Below are 17,545 nucleotides of genomic sequence, written 5' to 3'. Positions count from 1 at the left end.
CCGGGGCACTCACTTCGGGAACGCGGCGGACAGCGCGGCGGAGGCGATCCGGCGCGGCGCACCGGAGCCGTCCGCGGGGACGGTGTAGAGGTCGGCGCCGTAGTCGCCCGGCAGCGCGTACACGAGCGTGCGCCCGTCGCGCCACACCACCTGGTCGTCCACGCTCCTCGGCTCGGCGAGCGCGGTCTCCTTCATCGTCCGCAGATCGAGGACGTACAGATGCCAGGGGGCGTCCTTGGGCAGCCCCTCGACCCGTTTCTTGTAGGCGATGCGCGTACCGTCCGGCGACAGCGACGGGCACTCCACGTTCGTGCGCAGGGCCGTGACCGTACGGGTGCGCAGGTCGCCCCGGACCAGATAGGTGCTCCCACCCGTCGCCAGCGTGGCGTAGAAGGTGCGGTCGTCCGCCGCGAACGTGACGCCCCAGAAGTTGGCGTCGGCCGCCCGGTACGGCCGCCCGTCCTTGACGATCCGGAAGTCCTCCAGCGACGGGATCAGCTCACCGCTGCGCGTGTCCACGATGGCCGCGCGCGTGGAGAAGTTCGTACCGGCATAGCTGTCACCGCCCACGAACGCGGTCCAGGCCGCGAAGTGACCGGTCGGCGAGACCCGCGCCCGCGACGGAATGCCCGGGACGTCGTACCGGTGCACCGTCCGCAGCCGCGCGTCCAGGATCACCGCCCGGTACGTGTCCGACACCGGACCGTGCACGGCCTGCAGGCACACGCCCACCCCCGAAGCGGCGTCAAAACGCAGGCACTTGACGCCGGAGGCGGTGCGCGCCCCGCCCGGATCGTCCGCCGGAACGGACGTCAGCTCGTCCCGGTGCGGCCCCCACGCCATGTTCCGGAAGACCATCCGCCCGCTCCCGGTCAACGTGACCGTCCCCGATGTGACTCGCGGCCCGCCCGCCTGGACCTGGTCACGGCGCTCGGCCCGGGCCGAGGCGTGCAGGACGGAGGCCACCCCGATCGCGGCCAGCACGGCGACGGCCGAGACCAGGACCAGGATGCGGTTGCGTACGCTCATGCGGTGGTCACCGTCCCCTTCGGACGCACGGTCAGGGAGAACACGGCACAGCCGACCAGAGCCATCGCCGCCCCGGACAGCGCCGCCCGGTCGCCCCACACCGTCCAGGCCGCCCCGAACAGCAGCGAGCAGGCGAACCGGGCCATCGCCTGCCCGGTCTGCACGAGCGCCAGCCCGGACGAGCGCAGCGCCTCCGGCACCCCGTCCGAGGCCGCCGCCATCAGCACGCCGTCCGTGGCCGCGTAGAAGGTGCCGTGCAGGGCGAGGACGACGTACGGCAGCCCGGTGCCGTGCCACGACGTGAGCAGAAGCGCGTACGCGACGAGCAACGCCCCGTGCCCGCCCAGGAACACGGCCCACCTCCCCACCCGGTCCGCGAGCCGGCCGAGCGGGATCGCCAGCAGCAGGAACGCGCCGGCCGTACCGAGCGGCAGCAACGCGAACCACCGGTCGGGGACGCCCAGCCGCCGCTGGAGCAGCAGATACACGAACGAGTCGCTGACCGTCGCCAGACCGAGCAGCAGCGCACACACGGTGATCCGGCGCAGGTCACGGCGCCCCAGCAGCCGCAGGGCGGCCGTCAGCGTGGGCCGCTCACCAGGGACCGCGCCACCGCCGTCCCCCCGCCCGCCCGGCACGAACAGCACCAGCACCAGCACGCCGAGCACGGCCACACAGAAACTGACGGTGAACACGGCGTCGTACCCGTCCACGGTCGCCCGCAGGATCAGGAACGCCACCAGCGGTCCGAGCAGCGCACCCGCCGTGTCCATGGCCCGGTGCACCCCGAACGCCCGCCCCCGCGCCTCCGGCGTACTGGACAACGAGATCAGGGCATCCCTCGGCGCCGTCCGCAGCCCCTTACCCGTCCGGTCGGCGGCGAGCACCAGCCCGATCGGCGTCAGCGAGTGGGCGACCAGCAACAGCGGCTTGCACAGGGCGGAGACGGCGTACCCGACCCCGGCGACCCACTTGTGCCGCCCGCCGCCCCGGTCCGCCAGATGCCCGCCCACGAGCCGGACGAGCGCCGAGAAACCGTTGTAGATGCCGTCCAGCAGGCCGAAGCCCAGCGGCGACAGCCCGAGCCCCGTCACCAGGTACAACGGCAGCACGGCCGTGACCATCTCGGACGACACGTCCGTGACGAGACTGACGGCACCCAGGGCGAGGACGGCGGGAGCGACCACGCCCCGGCGCCGCCCGGCCGGAGGCCGGACGGCGCCGTCAGCGGACGTCTGCGTTGCGCGGCTGTCCGCTACGTACACGTCAGGACGCCCAGATACCGGTGATGTCCTGCGCGGAGGAGGCGTTGCCCGCGTGCGTGCTCAGCCCCTGCGTGTCCTCCAGGGTGCGCAGCAGGTCGTAGTGGTCGTACGTCGTGGAACTGGACGACCCGGCCGTGACCGGCTGCCCGTACAGAACCGTCGGGATGCGGTTGCCGCTGAGCGAGTTGTCCTCGTCGAACGTGACGACGAGCAGGCTGTTGTGGGTCTTGGCCCACGTGGCGTACGCGCCGAGGTTGTTCTTCAGCCAGGTGTCACCGGTGGCCACCGAGCAGTCGTGCATGTCGCTGCACAGGTTCGGCGTCACGAACGACAGCTGCGGCAGTGTCGAGTAGTCGGTCGGGAACTGCGCGAACGTCTTCGCGCTGGAGGTCGGCACGTTGCTGAAGCCGAACCACGGGTTGTGCTTGCGCGCGTACTTGCCGCTGCTGCAGGTGGTCGAACCCTGGCTGGGCAGTGACTCGTTGTAGCTGGCCCAGCTGCGCCCGGCGTCGATCAGCTCGGACGCCAGGTTCGGGGCGGACGAGAACCCCGGGGTGTAGCAGCTGTCGTCCGTGATCCCCTGTGTGTCACCGGAGAACAGGGCGAAGTAGTTCGGCTGGCTCGGGTGGGTCTCGGCGTGCGCCTGCGTCAGATTGGCACCTCCCGACACCAGCGAGTTGATGTACGGAGCGCTGGAGGAACCGATGACCTGGCTGTACGCATGGTTCTCAAGGACCACGACGATCACGTGATCCGGGCTCGGGACGGCGCTCGCGGCGTGCGCGGACGCGCCACCGAGCCCGGCCCACAGCCCGACCGCTGCCGCGGCGAAGGCGGTTGCCGACGCCACGACCGTACGGGCACGGCGGTAGACGGAACTGCCGGACACATCAACCTCCGGGTGGGGGGAAGGAACGGGGTTGGCGGTGCGGACAGAGCATGCACACGCCAACATTCCCCCACCCCAAGCCCCCCAACCCAGACGGTGAAGACCGGATGAACGCCTGATGCGACCACCACCGGTACCGACCGGTGGACCGCGCACAACGATGGCCACCTCTGCCACCTCCGCCCGGGCCGCCCACCCCCCGCATCCGGCTAGGCTCAGTCCAGGACGACCGAGATCCCAGGGGAGGCCGAGCATGACGCCGGGCCGCAGGAGCAGCACCTTCACCCGCCTGCTACGACACGGCTTCACCGACCCCTCCGCCGCCGAGCGCCTCCTCGACGGCCCCGAACTGGCCCCCGTCCGCAACGACCCCGTCCTCCTCGCGGCCCTGGGCGCCACCGCCGACCCGGACCTGGCCCTGCACGGCCTCGTCCGCCTCGTGGAGGCCCAGCCCACCCCCACGGACCACCGCGAACTCCTCGACACCCTCATCGCGGCCAAACCCCTCCGCGACCGTCTCCTGGGCGTCCTCGGCGCCTCCACCGCCCTCACCGACCACCTCGCCCGCCACCCCGCCGACTGGCAGGCCCTGGTCACCTACGAGCCGCACGACCTCCACCCCGGCCTCGCGGAGTTCGAGCGCGGCCTGGCCGAGGCCGCCGACCCGGTCTCGCTCCGCGTGGCCTACCGCCGCTGCCTGCTCTCCATCGCCGCCCGCGACGTCTGCGGCACCACCGACGTGGCCCAGACGGCGGCCGAACTCGCGGACCTCGCGTCCGCCACCCTGCGCACCGCCCTGGCCATGGCACAGGCGGACGCCCCCGAGGACGCCGCGGCCTGCCGCCTGGCGGTGATCGCGATGGGCAAGTGCGGCGGCCACGAACTGAACTACGTCTCCGACGTGGACGTGATCTTCGTGGCGGAGGCGACGGAGTCCGCCACCGAGGCCAAGGCCCTCACCGCCGCCACCCGCCTCGCCTCGCACCTCATGCGCATCTGCTCGGAGACCACGGTCGAGGGCTCCATCTGGCCGGTGGACGCCAACCTCCGCCCCGAGGGCCGCAACGGCCCCCTCGTCCGCACTCTCTCCTCCCACCTCGCCTACTACCAACGCTGGGCGAAGACCTGGGAGTTCCAGGCCCTGCTCAAGGCCCGCCCGGTCGCCGGCGACGCCACCCTCGGCCGGGCCTACGTCGACGCGCTCGAACCCCTGGTCTGGCAGGCCGCCGAACGCGAGAACTTCGTACCGGACGTCCAGAAGATGCGCCGCCGCGTCATCGACAACATCCCCGCCTCCGAGATCGACCGGGAACTCAAACTCGGCCCCGGCGGCCTGCGCGACGTCGAGTTCGCCGTCCAGCTCCTCCAGCTCGTCCACGGCCGCACCGACCAGTCCCTGCGCAGCGGCACCACCCTGGACGCCCTCCAGGCCCTGGCCGCCGGGGGCTACGTGGGCCGCGAGGACGCCGCCCGCCTGGACGAGGCGTACCGCTTCCTGCGCGCCATGGAGCACCGCATCCAGCTGTACCGCCTGCGCCGTACCCACCTCGTCCCCGTGGCCGAGGAGGACCAGCGCCGCCTCGGCCGCTCCCTCGGCCTGCGCACGGACCCCGTCGCGGAACTGAACCGCGAATGGAAGAGACACACCGGCGTCGTACGGCGCCTGCACGAGAAGCTCTTCTACCGCCCCCTCCTCGACGCCGTCGCCCAACTCGCCCCGGGCGAGGCCCGGCTGAGCGCCGTGGCCGCCCGCGAACGCCTCGTCGCCCTCGGCTACGCCGACCCGGCGGCGGCCCTGCGCCACCTGGAGGCCCTGGCCTCCGGCGTGACCCGCAAGGCGGCCATCCAGCGCACCCTCCTGCCCGTCCTCCTCGGCTGGTTCGCCGACTCGGCGGACCCGGACGCGGGCCTGCTGAACTTCCGCAAGGTCTCCGACGCACTCGGCAAGACCCCTTGGTACCTGCGCCTCCTGCGCGACGAGGGCGCGGCGGCGGAGAACCTCGCCCGGGTCCTCTCGGCGGGCCGCCTCGCCCCCGACCTCCTGATGCGCGCCCCCGAGGCGGTGGCCCTGCTGGGCGACGGCGACGGCACCGGCATGCCCGGAGCCGGCCTCACCCCCCGCGAGCGCACCCCTCTGGAGCAGGAGATCCTCGCGGCGGTGGGCCGTGCCGAGAACGCCGAGCAGGGCGTCACCGCCGCCCGCGGCGTACGCCGGCGCGAGCTGTTCCGTACGGCCGCCGCCGACATCGTCGGCTCCTACGGCACCGAGACCCGCCCGGCCGAGGCCGACCAGGGCGCCCTGGTGGACCGGGTCGGCGCGGCGGTCTCGGACCTCACCGCGGCCACCCTCGCCGGCACCCTGCGCGCCGTGGTGCGCGACGGCTGGGGCGACACGCTCCCGACCCGTTTCACGATGATAGGGATGGGCCGGTTCGGCGGTCACGAGCTGGGCTACGGCTCGGACGCCGACGTCCTCTTCGTCCACGAACCGCAGGACGGCGTGCCCGAGCACGAGGCCTCCGCCGCCGCGAACAAGGTGGTCGCCGAGATGCGCCGCCTGCTCCAGATCCCCAGCGCCGACCCGCCGCTGCTCATCGACGCCGACCTGCGCCCGGAGGGCAAGTCGGGCCCGCTGGTGCGCACGCTGAAGGCGTACGAGGCGTACTACCGCCGCTGGTCACTGGTCTGGGAGTCGCAGGCCCTGCTGCGCGCCGAGCCCGTCGCCGGGGACGAGGACCTCGGCCGGCGCTTCACCGAGCTCATCGACCCGCACCGCTACCCCCGCCACGGCCTGGCCGAGGACGCCGTCCGAGAGATCCGCCGGCTGAAGGCCCGCATGGAGTCCGAACGCCTGCCGCGCGGCGCCGACCCCAAGCTGCACACGAAGCTCGGCCCGGGCGGCCTGTCGGACGTCGAGTGGACCGTCCAGCTGCTCCAGCTCCGGCACGGCTGGGAACTGCCCGGCCTGCGCACCACCCGCACCCGCGAGGCCCTCGCCGCCGCCCGCGAGGCCGGGCTGCTGTCCGCCGAGGACACGGAGGTCCTGGACGAGGCATGGGTCCTGGCCACCCGGGTGCGCAACGCGGTGATGCTGGTCCGCGGCCGGGCGGGCGACACCTTCCCCACGGAGCCGCGCGAGCTGGCGGCGGTGGGCCGCTACCTGGGCTACGGCTCCGGTCACGCGGGGGACATGCTGGACGCGTACCGCCGTACGACGCGCCGGGCGCGCACCACCGTCGAGGAGCTGTTCTACGGCGACGGAACGTGACGATCGGCTGGTGCCGCGACCGAGTCCCCGACCGGCTCCGCCACGATCCGTGGCAGCCGGTGCGGCACCGCCCCGTACACGATCCGGGCCACCCCGAACCCGAAGCTCAGGCAGAGCACGCCGCCCACCGCGTCCAGCCAGAAGTGGTTGGCGGTGGAGACGATGACGAGCAGGGTCGTGGCCGGATACAGCAAACCCAGCACCCGCACCCACGGCACGGACGCCAGCGCGAAGATCGTCAGCCCGCACCACAGCGACCAGCCGATGTGCATCGACGGCATCGCGGCGTACTGGTTGGACATGTGCTTGAGGTCGCCGGAGGCCATCGAGCCCCAGGTGTGGTGCACCAGCACGGTGTCGACGAAGTGCCCGCCGCGCATCAGCCGGGGCGGTGCGAGCGGGAACAGGTAGTAACCGACCAGTGCCACACCCGTGGTCGCGAAGAGCGCCAGCCGCGCCGCCGCGTACCGCCCCGGATGCCGGCGGTACAGCCACACCAGCACTCCCAGCGTGATGATGAAGTGCAGTGTGGCGTAGTAGTAGTTCATCCCGATGATCAGCCAAGTCACCGAGTTCACGGCGTGGTTGACCGACTGCTCCACGGCGATGCCCAGAGCGTGCTCGACGCGCCAGATCCAGTCCGCGTTGCGCAGCGCCTCGGCCTTCTGCTCCGGGACGGCGTTGCGGATCAGTGAGTACGTCCAGTAACTCACCGCGATCAGAAGGATCTCGAACCAGAGCCGGGGCCGCCGGGACCGGCGCAACCCGCGGCGCGGACCCGGTGTGCCCTCGCCCGTGACCGCCCTCGGAACGGCCGCCTTTTCGCGACCTTCCGACTGCGTCACGGTCGAGTCACTCATAGGCATCAAGTCTGCCAGAAAAGGCTTCTCCGACAGATCATCCCAAGGTCGGGTCCGGACCGCACCTTCTACGACGTACGGAGGACGTTCGGCGCCGAAGCGGTCGAACCGCGCACCACCAGTTCCGGCATGAAGACGAACTCGCTGTGCGGCGCGGGCGTTCCGCCGACCTCCTCCAGCAGCGTGCGCACCGCGGCCTGCCCCATCGCCGGCACCGGCTTGCGCACGGTGGTCAGCGGCGGATCGGTGAACGCGATCAGCGGGGAGTCGTCGAAACCGACCACCGAGACGTCGCGCGGCACCTCCAGCCCCCGCTGCCGGGCGGCCCGTATGGCACCGAGCGCCATCATGTCGCTCGCGCACACCACGGCCGTGCAACCGCGGTCGATGAGAGCGCTCGCCGCCGCCTGACCGCCCTCCAGGGTGTACAGCGAGTGCTGGATCAGCTCCGCCTCGACCGTACCGGCGTCCAGCCCCAGCTGGTCCTGCACGGCCCGCACGAACCCCTCGATCTTGCGCTGCACGGGCACGAACCGCTTCGGCCCGAGCGCCAGCCCGATCCGGGTGTGGCCCAGCGACACCAGGTGGGTCACCGCGAGCGTCATCGCGGCCCGGTCGTCGGGGGAGATGAAGGGCGCCTGCACCTTCGGCGAGAAGCCGTCCACCAGCACGAACGGCACGCCCTGCGCCCGCAGCCGCTCGTAGCGCTGCATGTCGGCGGTGGTGTCCGCGTGCAGCCCGGAGACGTAGATGATCCCGGCGACCCCGCGGTCCACCAGCATCTCGGTCAGCTCGTCCTCGGTCGACCCGCCGGGGGTCTGCGTGGCGAGCACCGGTGTGTAGCCCTGGCGGGTCAGCGCCTGGCCGATGACCTGGGCCAGGGCCGGGAATATCGGGTTCTCCAGCTCGGGGGTGATCAGACCGACCAGCCCCTCGCTGCGCTGCCGCAGCCGCACCGGGCGCTCGTAGCCGAGGACGTCCAGCGCGGCCAGCACGGACTGACGGGTGGTGGCGGCGACGCCCGGCTTCCCGTTGAGGACCCTGCTGACGGTCGCTTCGCTCACCCCCGCCTGCGCAGCGATATCGGCAAGCCGTGTGGTCACGGCACTGGACTGTACCGGTCGTATGACGCCTTGCCCACCAGCCGGACGCCGGGCACGGGCGGCCTGCCGGCCCCGTGCGGATTGCTGTGCCATGGGCACTCCTCGTCCTTCTGTCGGCCTGGTGATGGCAAGAGCTTGCAGAGTCTTGCACAAGCACCACTCGTCTGCTGAGCGGTCACAACAGGGTAACCATCGTGTTCCCTTGCACTTTTTTTCTGCAAGGTCTTTCGCAACGCTTACATCGCTGTTACGTTCCCAGTCGCCCGGCCGCGGCAACGGCGCAGTCGGCACCACACGGGCCTCAACCCCTCAAGGAGAACTCATGCGGCGTGGCATAGCGGCCTCCGCGCTGGTGGCGTCCTTCGCCCTCGCGGCGACGGCCTGCGGCGGGAGCAGCGACAGCGGTAGCGGTGGCAAGGCCGGCGGGCCGGTCACCATCACCTGGTGGGACACCTCCAACGCCACGAACGAGGCACCGACGTACCAGGCCCTGGTCCAGCAGTTCGAGGCCCAGAACAAGAACATCAAGGTCAAGTACGTCAACGTGCCCTTCGACCAGGCGCAGAACAAGTTCGACACCGCGGCCGGCTCCAAGGGCGCCCCGGACATCCTGCGCTCCGAGGTCGGCTGGACCCCGGCCTTCGCGAAGAAGGGCTACTTCCTGCCGCTGGACGGCACCGAGGCCCTCTCCGAGCAGAGCAGCTTCGAGCCGAACCTGATCAAGCAGGCGCAGTACGAGGGCAAGACCTACGGCGTCCCGCTGGTCACCGACACCCTCGCGCTCGTCTACAACAAGGCGCTCTTCAAGAAGGCCGGCATCACCGAGGCCCCCAAGACCTGGGACGAGCTGAAGTCGGACGCCGCCAAGGTCAAGGACAAGACCGGCGCCGACGGCTACTGGGGCTCCACCCAGGCCTACTACGGCGAGCCGTTCCTCTACGGCGAGGGCACCGACACCGTCGACGCCGCCGCGAAGAAGATCACCGTCGACTCGGCCGCCGCGAAGAAGGCCTACGGCACCTGGCTGAGCCTGTTCTCCGGCAAGGGCCTGCACAAGGCCGACACCACCGCCGACGCCTACGCCCATATCTCGGACGCGTTCGTCAACGGCAAGGTCGCCGCGATCCTCCAGGGTCCGTGGGAGATCACGAACTTCTACAAGGGCAGCGCCTTCAAGGACAAGTCCAACCTCGGCATCGCCGTCGTCCCGGCCGGCTCCACCGGCAAGGCGGGCGCCCCGACCGGCGGCCACAACCTCTCGGTCTACGCCGGCTCCGACAAGGCCCACCAGGACGCGGCCCTGAAGTTCGTGAAGTTCATGACCTCGGCGAAGTCCCAGGAGGCCATCGCCCTGAAGAACTCCACCCTGCCCACCCGCAGCGACGCCTACACCGCCCAGGTCAAGTCCGACCCCGGGATCGCCGGTTACCAGGGTGTCCTCTCCGCCGCCCAGCCGCGCCCGGCGCTGCCCGAGTACAGCAGCCTGTGGACCCCGCTCGACCAGGAACTGCCGAAGATCGCCGACGGCAAGGAGTCGCTGGACCAGGGTCTGGGCAACGCCCAGCTGGCCATCGCCAAGCTGGTGCCCGACTTCAGCAAGTAAGCCCGCGTGGCCGCCGGGTCCTCCGTCGAGGGGGGAAGGACCCGGCGGTCACCGCCCTGTGCCCGGCCCACCCTCCTTGAACTCTGAAGGTGTCGAACCATGACAGTCGCCATCGACCGCGCGACCGGCAAGCGCCGCGGTGACCGCGCGCCTCGGCCCGGGCTGGGGCAGCGCATCAGACACGGCTACCAGAAGTACTGGTACGCCTACGCGATGATCGCCCCGGTGGTCCTCGTGCTCGCCGGCATCGTCGCCTACCCGCTGATCCGCGGCGTCTACCTCACCCTCACCGACGCCAACAGCCTCAACTCGGCGCGCACGATCGGCGTCAACCACATCGCGGCCACCTACAAGTTCGTCGGCCTGGACAACTACAAGGACATCCTGTTCGGCCCGACGGCGTACGACCGCTTCTGGTCGCACTTCCTGTGGACCGTCTTCTGGACGGCCGCCTGCGTGTTCCTGCACTACACGATCGGCCTCGGCCTCGCGCTCATGCTCAACCAGAAGCTGCGCGGCCGCACCTTCTACCGGCTGGTCCTCGTCCTGCCCTGGGCCGTGCCGACCTTCGTCACCGTCTTCTCCTGGCGGATCATGCTCGCCGACTCCGGCGTGCTCAACCAGGTCCTGCACTCCCTGCACCTGCCCCAGCCGCAGTGGCTGGAGGACACCTTCTGGCAGCGGTTCGCCGCGATCATGGTCAACACCTGGTGCGGCGTGCCGTTCATGATGCTCTCGCTGCTCGGCGGCCTGCAGTCCATCGACTCCACGCTCTACGAGGCGGCCGAGATGGACGGCGCGAGCGCCTGGCAGCGCTTCAGGCACGTCACCCTGCCGGGGCTGCGGTCCGTCAGCTCCACCGTCGTCCTGCTCGGCATCATCTGGACCTTCAACCAGTTCATCATCATCTTCCTGCTGTTCGGCCCCACCAGCGCGCCCGACACCCAGATCCTCGTGACCTGGGCCTACCAGCTGGGCTTCGGACAGCAGCCGCGGGACTTCGCCCAGTCCGCCGCGTACGGCGTGCTGCTGCTGTCGATCCTCGTCGTCTTCACCTCCTTCTACTTCCGCTGGCTGAAGCGCAATGACCAGCTCGCCGTCTGACGCCGCAGGAGCCGCCGCCATGAGCACCACGACCATCGAAGAGACTGTGGCCGCACCGGCCCCCGCCGCCGCACCGCCGCGCCGGGTGCGCCGGCGCGGGGAACGCGGCCCGCTCGGCGCCGCCCTGCTGCACGGCGGCCTCGCCGTGGCGGGCCTCGTCGCGCTCGCCCCGGTGGCCTGGCTGTGCTACCTCTCCCTCGGCCCGGACAAGGACGACTACCTCCACCCGGGCAGGATCGCGGGCAAGCTGTCGTTCTCCAACTACAGCTTCGTGCTCCGGCACACCGGCTTCTTCGACTGGTTCAAGTCGACGATGATCGTGGCCGTGGGCACCACCCTGATCGGTGTCCTCGTCGCCGCCACCACCGGCTACGCGGTCTCCCGGATGCGCTTTCCCGGCTACAAGCAGCTGATGTGGGTCCTGCTGCTCACGCAGGCCTTCCCGATCGCCATCCTGATCGTGCCGATGTACCAGATCTTCAGCGATCTCGGCCTCATCGACACCTACTGGGCGCTGATCATCATCAACTGCACCACGGCCGTGCCGTACAGCGCCTGGCTGCTCAAGGGGTACTTCGACACCATCCCCTTCGAGATAGACGAGGCCGGACGCGTCGACGGGCTCAGCCCGTTCGGCACCTTCTTCCGGCTGATCCTGCCGCTGGCCCGCCCGGGCCTGGCGGTGGCCGCCTTCTACAACTTCATCACCGCCGTCGGCGAGGTCGCCTTCGCGACGACCTTCATGCTGGACGACTCGAAGTACACCTTCGCCGTGGGCCTGCAGACCTTCGTCAGCGAGCACGACGCCCAGTGGAACTACATGGCCGCCACCGCGGTGCTGATCGCGATACCCGTGTCGGCGTTCTTCTACCTCGTGCAGAAGAACCTCGTCACCGGCCTGACCGCGGGCGGCACGAAGGGCTGACGGCCCCTGAAGAAGACTCCCGCGCACGACGATGCGCGGGTGGGCGGCCGCGATCTCCATCCGACCCCGCTGTGACCGCGGCCGCCCCGCACCAAGCAGCACCCCCCGGTCCCCGGCACCCGTCGCCGTACCAACGCCCACGCGCCCATGACCCGAACTCCCTGACAGATCAAGGACGCCATGAGCCAGCAGCACCCTGCCGCACCGGCCCCCCACACCACCGCAGCCGCCGCCGTCGCCGACCGCCGCGACTGGTGGCGGGACGCGGTCATCTACCAGGTCTATCCCCGCAGCTTCGCCGACGGCGACGGCGACGGCATGGGTGACCTGGCAGGCATCCGCGCCCGCCTGCCGTACCTGCGCGACCTCGGCGTCGACGCCGTGTGGCTCAGCCCCTTCTACGCCTCCCCGCAGGCCGACGCCGGCTACGACGTCGCCGACTACCGTGCCGTCGACCCGATGTTCGGCAACCTGCTCGACGCCGACGCGCTGATCCGCGACGCGCACGAGCTGGGTCTGCGCATCATCGTCGACCTCGTCCCGAACCATTCCTCCGACCAGCACGAGTGGTTCAAGCGCGCCCTCGCCGAGGGCCCGGGTTCGCCGCTGCGCGACCGCTACCACTTCCGCCCCGGCAAGGGGAAGAACGGCGAACTCCCGCCCAACGACTGGGAGTCCATCTTCGGCGGCCCGGCCTGGACACGGGTCACCGAGCCCGACGGCCGTCTCGGCGACTGGTACCTCCACCTCTTCGCGCCCGAGCAGCCCGACTTCAACTGGGAACACCCGGCGGTCGGCGACGAGTTCCGCTCGATCCTGCGCTTCTGGCTGGACATGGGCGTCGACGGCTTCCGCATCGACGTCGCCCACGGCCTGGTCAAGGCCGCCGGGCTGCCCGACCTGGGCGCGCACGACCAACTCAAGCTGCTGGGCAACGATGTCATGCCGTTCTTCGACCAGGACGGCGTGCACGCGATCTACCGCCAGTGGCGCACGATCCTGGACGAGTATTCCGGCGAGCGGATTTTTGTCGCCGAGGCGTGGACGCCGACCGTCGAGCGCACCGCCAACTACGTCCGTCCGGACGAGCTGCACCAGGCCTTCAACTTCCAGTACCTGTCGACGGAGTGGGACGCGAAGGAGCTCCGTACGGTCATCGACCGCACCCTGGAGGCGATGCGCCCCGTCGGCGCCCCCGCCACCTGGGTCCTGTCCAACCACGACGTCACCAGGCACGCCACCCGCTTCGCCAACCCGCCCGGCCTCGGCACCCAGATCCGCACCGCCGGCGACCGGGAGCTGGGTCTGCGCCGTGCCCGCGCCGCCACCCTCCTCATGCTCGCGCTGCCCGGCTCGGCGTACGTCTACCAGGGCGAGGAGCTGGGCCTGCCCGACGTCGTGGACCTGCCCGACGAGGTGCGCCAGGACCCGGCGTACTTCCGGGGCGCCGGCCAGGACGGCTTCCGCGACGGCTGCCGGGTGCCGATCCCGTGGACCCGCACGGGGCCGTCGTACGGCTTCGGCGACGGGGGCAGCTGGCTGCCGCAGCCGGCCGAGTGGGCCGAACTGAGTGTCCAGGCGCAGACCGGAGCGGCCGGCTCCACCCTGGAGCTGTACCGGGCCGCGCTTGCCACGCGCCGGGAACACCCCGCGCTCGGCGCGGGCGACGCGGTGGAGTGGCTGCCCGCGCCGGACGGCCTCCTGGCCTTCCGCCGGGGCACGTTCGTCTGCGTCGCCAACACCACGGGGGAGGCGGTGACCGTTCCGGCGTACGGCCGGGTCCTGCTCGTCAGCGGTGAGCCGGTCGCGGCCGACGGCGAGGCGACCGTGCCGGCCGACACGACGGTGTGGTTCACCACCCGTCACTGAAATCTCTTGCACCAACTTCACACGGCCCGCTGCCTTTTCAGGCGGCGGGCCTTTAACATCTCCGTCACCGCAAGTTGGCTGAAATTTTTCAGCAAGAGCCTTCAACGGTGAAGGAACCCCCACATGGCACGCAGAACACTCCCCGCGGCACTCGCGCTCACCCTGGCCACATTCGGCCTCACGGTTGGCATGAACCCGACCACCGCCGAGGCCTCCCCGCCCGGCACCAGGGACGTCACCGCCGTCCTCTTCGAGTGGAACTACGCCTCGGTCGCCCGCGAGTGCACCACCACCCTCGGCCCCGCCGGCTACGGCTACGTGCAGGTCTCCCCGCCCGCCGAGCACATACAGGGGCCGCAGTGGTGGACGTCGTACCAGCCGGTGTCGTACAAGATCGCGGGCCGGCTCGGTGACCGGGCCACCTTCAAGAACATGATCGACACCTGTCACGCGGCCGGGCTGAAGGTCGTGGTCGACACCGTCATCAACCACATGTCGGCGGGCAGCGGCACCGGCACCGGCGGCTCGTCGTACACGAAGTACGACTACCCGGGCCTGTATACCTCGGCCGACCTCGACGACTGCACCTCCCCGGTCACCAACTACCAGGACCGCTGGAACGTCCAGCACTGCGAACTCGTCGGCCTTGCCGATCTGGACACCGGCGAGGAGCACGTCCGCAAGACGATCGCCGGCTACATGAACGACCTGCTCTCGCTCGGCGCCGACGGCTTCCGCATCGACGCCGCCAAGCACATCCCGGCCGAGGACCTGGCCAACATCAAGTCACGGCTGACGAACCCGTCCGTCTACTGGAAGCAGGAGGTCATCTACGGCGCGAACGAGGCCGTCCAGCCCTCCGAGTACACGGGCAACGGCGACGTCCAGGAGTTCCGCTACGCCTACGACCTCAAGCGGGTCTTCACCAGCGAGAAGCTCGCCTACCTCACCAACTTCGGCGAGGGCTGGGGCTATCTGAGCAGTTCGGTCGCCGGCGTCTTCGTCGACAACCACGACACCGAGCGCAACGGCTCCACGCTGAACTACAAGGACGGCGCCGACTACACCCTGGCCAACGTCTTCATGCTCGCCTGGCCCTACGGCGCCCCCGACATCAACTCCGGCTACGAGTGGTCGGACGCGGACGCGGGCCCGCCGAACAGCGGTCAGGTCACCGCCTGCTGGCAGGACGGCTGGAAGTGCCAGCATGCCTGGCCGGAGATCAAGTCGATGGTGGCCTTCCGCAACACGACCCACGGCGAGGCCGTCTCCGACTGGTGGGACGACGGCAACAACGCCATCGCCTTCGGCCGGGGCGGCAAGGGCTACGTGGCGATCAACCACGAGTCCTCCGCGCTGACCCGTACGTACCAGACCTCACTCGCGGCGGGCACCTACTGCGATGTGCAGAGCGGCAGGACAGTGGCGGTGAACTCCAGTGGGCAGTTCACCGCCACCCTGGGCTCGAACACGGCGCTCGCGATCTACGCCGGCAAGCCGAGCTGCTGAGCCGGAAGACCTACTTCCAGGTGTCGCTCGTCGTGTAGCCGGACGAACTGCCCGTCGTGTACGCGCGGTTCGTACCGGACTCCCAGGTCACGTTCCCGGAGCCGTCCTTCTTGAGATATTTGTACTCGAAGGACGTGCTCTTGGGGACGATGGCGAGCTTGCTCCAGTCCGGGTACGAGGCCGGGGACAGCGGGATGGCGTCGGCCGTGTTCCAGGAGCCGAGCGAGGGGACGGAGCCGGAGACGTAGACGTTGGTGCCCCAGTCGGTCGTCGCGTCCTCGTGGAAGGTGACGTCGGTGGCGTCCGTGTCCGCCACGTTCCAGGAGTTGTTCAGGGTGAGGGCCGAAGTCGCCGTCGCCGCCGATCTGTTGGCGTTCGACTCCCAGGTCACGTTGCCGGAGCTGTCCTTCTTCAGGTACTTGAAGGTGAAGGACGTGTTGACCGGCACGCTCACCTCGCCGGACCACTCGGGGTAGCCGGCCGAGGACAGCTGGACCGCCTTCGACGTGTCCCAGCTGCCGAGGGCCGCGATCGACCCGACGACGTACACGTTGGTGCCCGGCGTGGTCGACGCGTACTCGTCGAAGGTCGCGCTGACCGTGTCGCCCGAGCCGCCGCCCGCGTCGGAGCAGCCCACCGTGCAGGTGTAGGAGGAGTTGTAGAAGGCGACCGCGCTCTTCGCGGGGATGGTGATCGAGGCGCTGCCGCCCGACACGGTCACCGTCGTCTTCCCGCCGTCGACGACGTTGCTGTACGTCCCGTCGGCCATGCCCGTCGTGAACGTGTAGGTCGCCGCCGACGTCCCGTTGTTGAGCGCGAAGAAGCCCTTGCCGCTGCGGCCGAAGCCGATCACGTTCGAGGACATCGTCTGCCAGTCGGAGACCGCGGCAGTGTCGGTCGCGTTGTGCCAGGCGACCATGCCGACCACGGAGGTGTCGCGGTCCAGGCAGTACCAGGAGCCGGTGGAGCAGTCCGTGTTCGTCACGAAACCCGAGGAGTTCGGTGGCGCCTGGTCGCTCTGGGTCCACTCCCAGCTGGCGTACACCGTCGGCGTCGACCACTTGTAGGCGAGCTGGAAGAGGTTCGCCAGCTTGTAGGTGTCGCCGTCCTTGTACGACATGTCCGTGCCGTTGCGCTCGGTGTCGTGGTTGGTCACGAAGGACACCGAGTTGGCGGCGGGCAGGATGCCGGACGACGACAGCGAGGCCAGGTCGCTCACGTTGCCCTGGAACGCCGACTTCGTCCTGCTCGCGTAGGTGAAGTCCAGGACGTCACCGGTGCCGTAGTAGTCCGACGGCTGTGGGGTCGCGCCCGGATACACCTCCTGGAAGACGTACGGCGCCGTCCCGGACGTCGTGTTCGTCAGCTTGCCCTCGATCGCCGTCAGGTCGGCCTCGGGGATGTGCTTGGCCGCGTCGAGCCGGAAGCCGTCCACGCCCAGCGCGAGCTGGGAGTCGAGGTAGTCGGCGAGGCCCGCGCGGACCGTGTCCGACTCGGTCTTGAGGTCGGGCAGGCCCAGCAGTTCGCAGTTCTGGACCTGGGTCAGGTTCGAGTAGTCCTGGATGGTCAGGTCGGAGGTCGGGCACTCGCTGGAGTCGTGGTAGTCGGTGCGGGACCAGTCGGGTGTGGAGTACTTGTCCGTGATCGTCGTGCCGTTGTAGCCCGTGCCGGTCTGTGCGGCCGTGTGGTTGAGCACCGCGTCCGTGTAGACCTTCACGCCCGCCTGGTGGCAGGCCGTGATCATGGCGGCGAACTTCGCCTGCGAGCCGAAACGGCTGTTCAGGGAGTAGGAGTAGGGCTGGTAGACGTCCCACCAGTAGTAGTTCGTCTGCTTCAGGGACTCCTCCGGCGGGGCGACCTGGACCGCGCCGTAGCCCGCCGGGCCCAGCACATTGGTGCACTCCGAGGCGATCGAGTCCCAGTTCCACTCCCACAGGTTGGCGATCACGTCGCCCTTGGCGGTCGTCCTCGCCTGTGCGGGCGTCGCCGGCAGGGCGAGCACGCCCGCGAGTGCCAGCGCCCCGGCGGCCGTGGCCCCGGCCGTCCGGCGGAAGGCACCCGCGGCACCCGGGGGCCGATGTCGGTTTCCGGTCATCTGCGGCTCCGAAAAGAAGGGTTGTG

12 protein-coding genes are annotated in these 17,545 nt (G+C 70.2%); 6 read left to right on the top strand and 6 right to left on the bottom strand.

The window, feature by feature from the left end; translation table 11 throughout:
* Nucleotides 1-9 precede the first annotated feature (9 nt).
* The 3 genes from BIV25_RS01500 to BIV25_RS01490 are packed head-to-tail and all read right to left on the bottom strand — an operon-like array spanning nucleotide 10 to nucleotide 3,183.
* The gene (locus BIV25_RS01500) at nucleotides 10-1,029 is read right to left on the bottom strand and encodes a TolB-like translocation protein (protein WP_071370243.1); all 1,020 of its coding nucleotides are present in this window, start codon (nucleotides 1,027-1,029) and stop codon (nucleotides 10-12) included.
* The gene (locus BIV25_RS01495) at nucleotides 1,026-2,294 is read right to left on the bottom strand and encodes an MFS transporter (RefSeq protein ID WP_079176377.1); all 1,269 of its coding nucleotides are present in this window, start codon (nucleotides 2,292-2,294) and stop codon (nucleotides 1,026-1,028) included. Before BIV25_RS01495 ends, BIV25_RS01500 begins: the two co-directional genes overlap by 4 nt.
* 1 nt (nucleotide 2,295) lies before the next feature.
* Entirely contained in the window at nucleotides 2,296-3,183 is an 888-nt protein-coding gene (locus tag BIV25_RS01490; protein WP_071370242.1) for an alkaline phosphatase family protein, read from the bottom strand.
* Between the two features lie 253 nt (nucleotides 3,184-3,436).
* On the opposite strand from BIV25_RS01490, the gene BIV25_RS01485 reads away from it, so the two are divergent.
* Nucleotides 3,437-6,451, top strand: coding sequence for a bifunctional [glutamine synthetase] adenylyltransferase/[glutamine synthetase]-adenylyl-L-tyrosine phosphorylase (locus BIV25_RS01485; protein WP_071370241.1), 3,015 nt, complete (start codon nucleotides 3,437-3,439; stop codon nucleotides 6,449-6,451).
* On the opposite strand, the gene BIV25_RS01480 is transcribed toward BIV25_RS01485, so the two are convergent.
* Together BIV25_RS01480 and BIV25_RS01475 are read right to left on the bottom strand one after the other, a co-directional pair.
* Nucleotides 6,433-7,311, bottom strand: a complete 879-nt coding sequence (locus BIV25_RS01480; protein ID WP_071370240.1) for a phosphatase PAP2 family protein — start codon at nucleotides 7,309-7,311, stop codon at nucleotides 6,433-6,435. The two genes, BIV25_RS01485 and BIV25_RS01480, sit on opposite strands and share 19 nt — an antisense overlap.
* A 68-nt stretch (nucleotides 7,312-7,379) precedes the next feature.
* Nucleotides 7,380-8,414: a LacI family DNA-binding transcriptional regulator gene (locus BIV25_RS01475; RefSeq protein WP_071370239.1), complete on the bottom strand. Its 1,035-nt coding sequence runs from the start codon at nucleotides 8,412-8,414 to the stop codon at nucleotides 7,380-7,382.
* 322 nt (nucleotides 8,415-8,736) lie between these two features.
* Here BIV25_RS01475 and BIV25_RS01470 point away from each other — a divergent pair, with 322 nt between their 5' ends.
* From BIV25_RS01470 to BIV25_RS01450, 5 genes are all read left to right on the top strand, one after another.
* Nucleotides 8,737-10,017: an extracellular solute-binding protein gene (locus BIV25_RS01470; RefSeq protein ID WP_071370238.1), complete on the top strand. Its 1,281-nt coding sequence runs from the start codon at nucleotides 8,737-8,739 to the stop codon at nucleotides 10,015-10,017.
* Between the two features lie 99 nt (nucleotides 10,018-10,116).
* Nucleotides 10,117-11,121: a carbohydrate ABC transporter permease gene (locus tag BIV25_RS01465; RefSeq protein ID WP_071370237.1), complete on the top strand. Its 1,005-nt coding sequence runs from the start codon at nucleotides 10,117-10,119 to the stop codon at nucleotides 11,119-11,121.
* A gap of 19 nt (nucleotides 11,122-11,140) precedes the next feature.
* Nucleotides 11,141-12,046, top strand: coding sequence for a sugar ABC transporter permease (locus BIV25_RS01460; protein ID WP_071370236.1), 906 nt, complete (start codon nucleotides 11,141-11,143; stop codon nucleotides 12,044-12,046).
* A gap of 180 nt (nucleotides 12,047-12,226) precedes the next feature.
* Complete coding sequence (locus BIV25_RS01455) at nucleotides 12,227-13,915, top strand: glycoside hydrolase family 13 protein (RefSeq protein ID WP_071370235.1); 1,689 nt, start codon at nucleotides 12,227-12,229, stop codon at nucleotides 13,913-13,915.
* A gap of 123 nt (nucleotides 13,916-14,038) precedes the next feature.
* Nucleotides 14,039-15,424 (top strand): alpha-amylase family protein, encoded by a 1,386-nt coding sequence (locus BIV25_RS01450; protein ID WP_079176375.1) that lies wholly within the window; start codon nucleotides 14,039-14,041, stop codon nucleotides 15,422-15,424.
* Between the two features lie 10 nt (nucleotides 15,425-15,434).
* Here BIV25_RS01450 and BIV25_RS01445 read toward each other — a convergent pair whose 3' ends face one another.
* Nucleotides 15,435-17,519, bottom strand: a complete 2,085-nt coding sequence (locus tag BIV25_RS01445) for a carbohydrate-binding module family 20 domain-containing protein (protein ID WP_071370234.1) — start codon at nucleotides 17,517-17,519, stop codon at nucleotides 15,435-15,437.
* Between the last annotated feature and the right edge of the window lie 26 nt (nucleotides 17,520-17,545).

Origin of the sequence: Streptomyces sp. MUSC 14 (assembly GCF_001866675.1) — a bacterium.
Classification (GTDB): domain Bacteria; phylum Actinomycetota; class Actinomycetes; order Streptomycetales; family Streptomycetaceae; genus Streptomyces.
The sequence above is the reverse complement of the archived record's forward strand: the minus strand, read 5'-3'. Positions and strand labels throughout refer to the sequence as shown.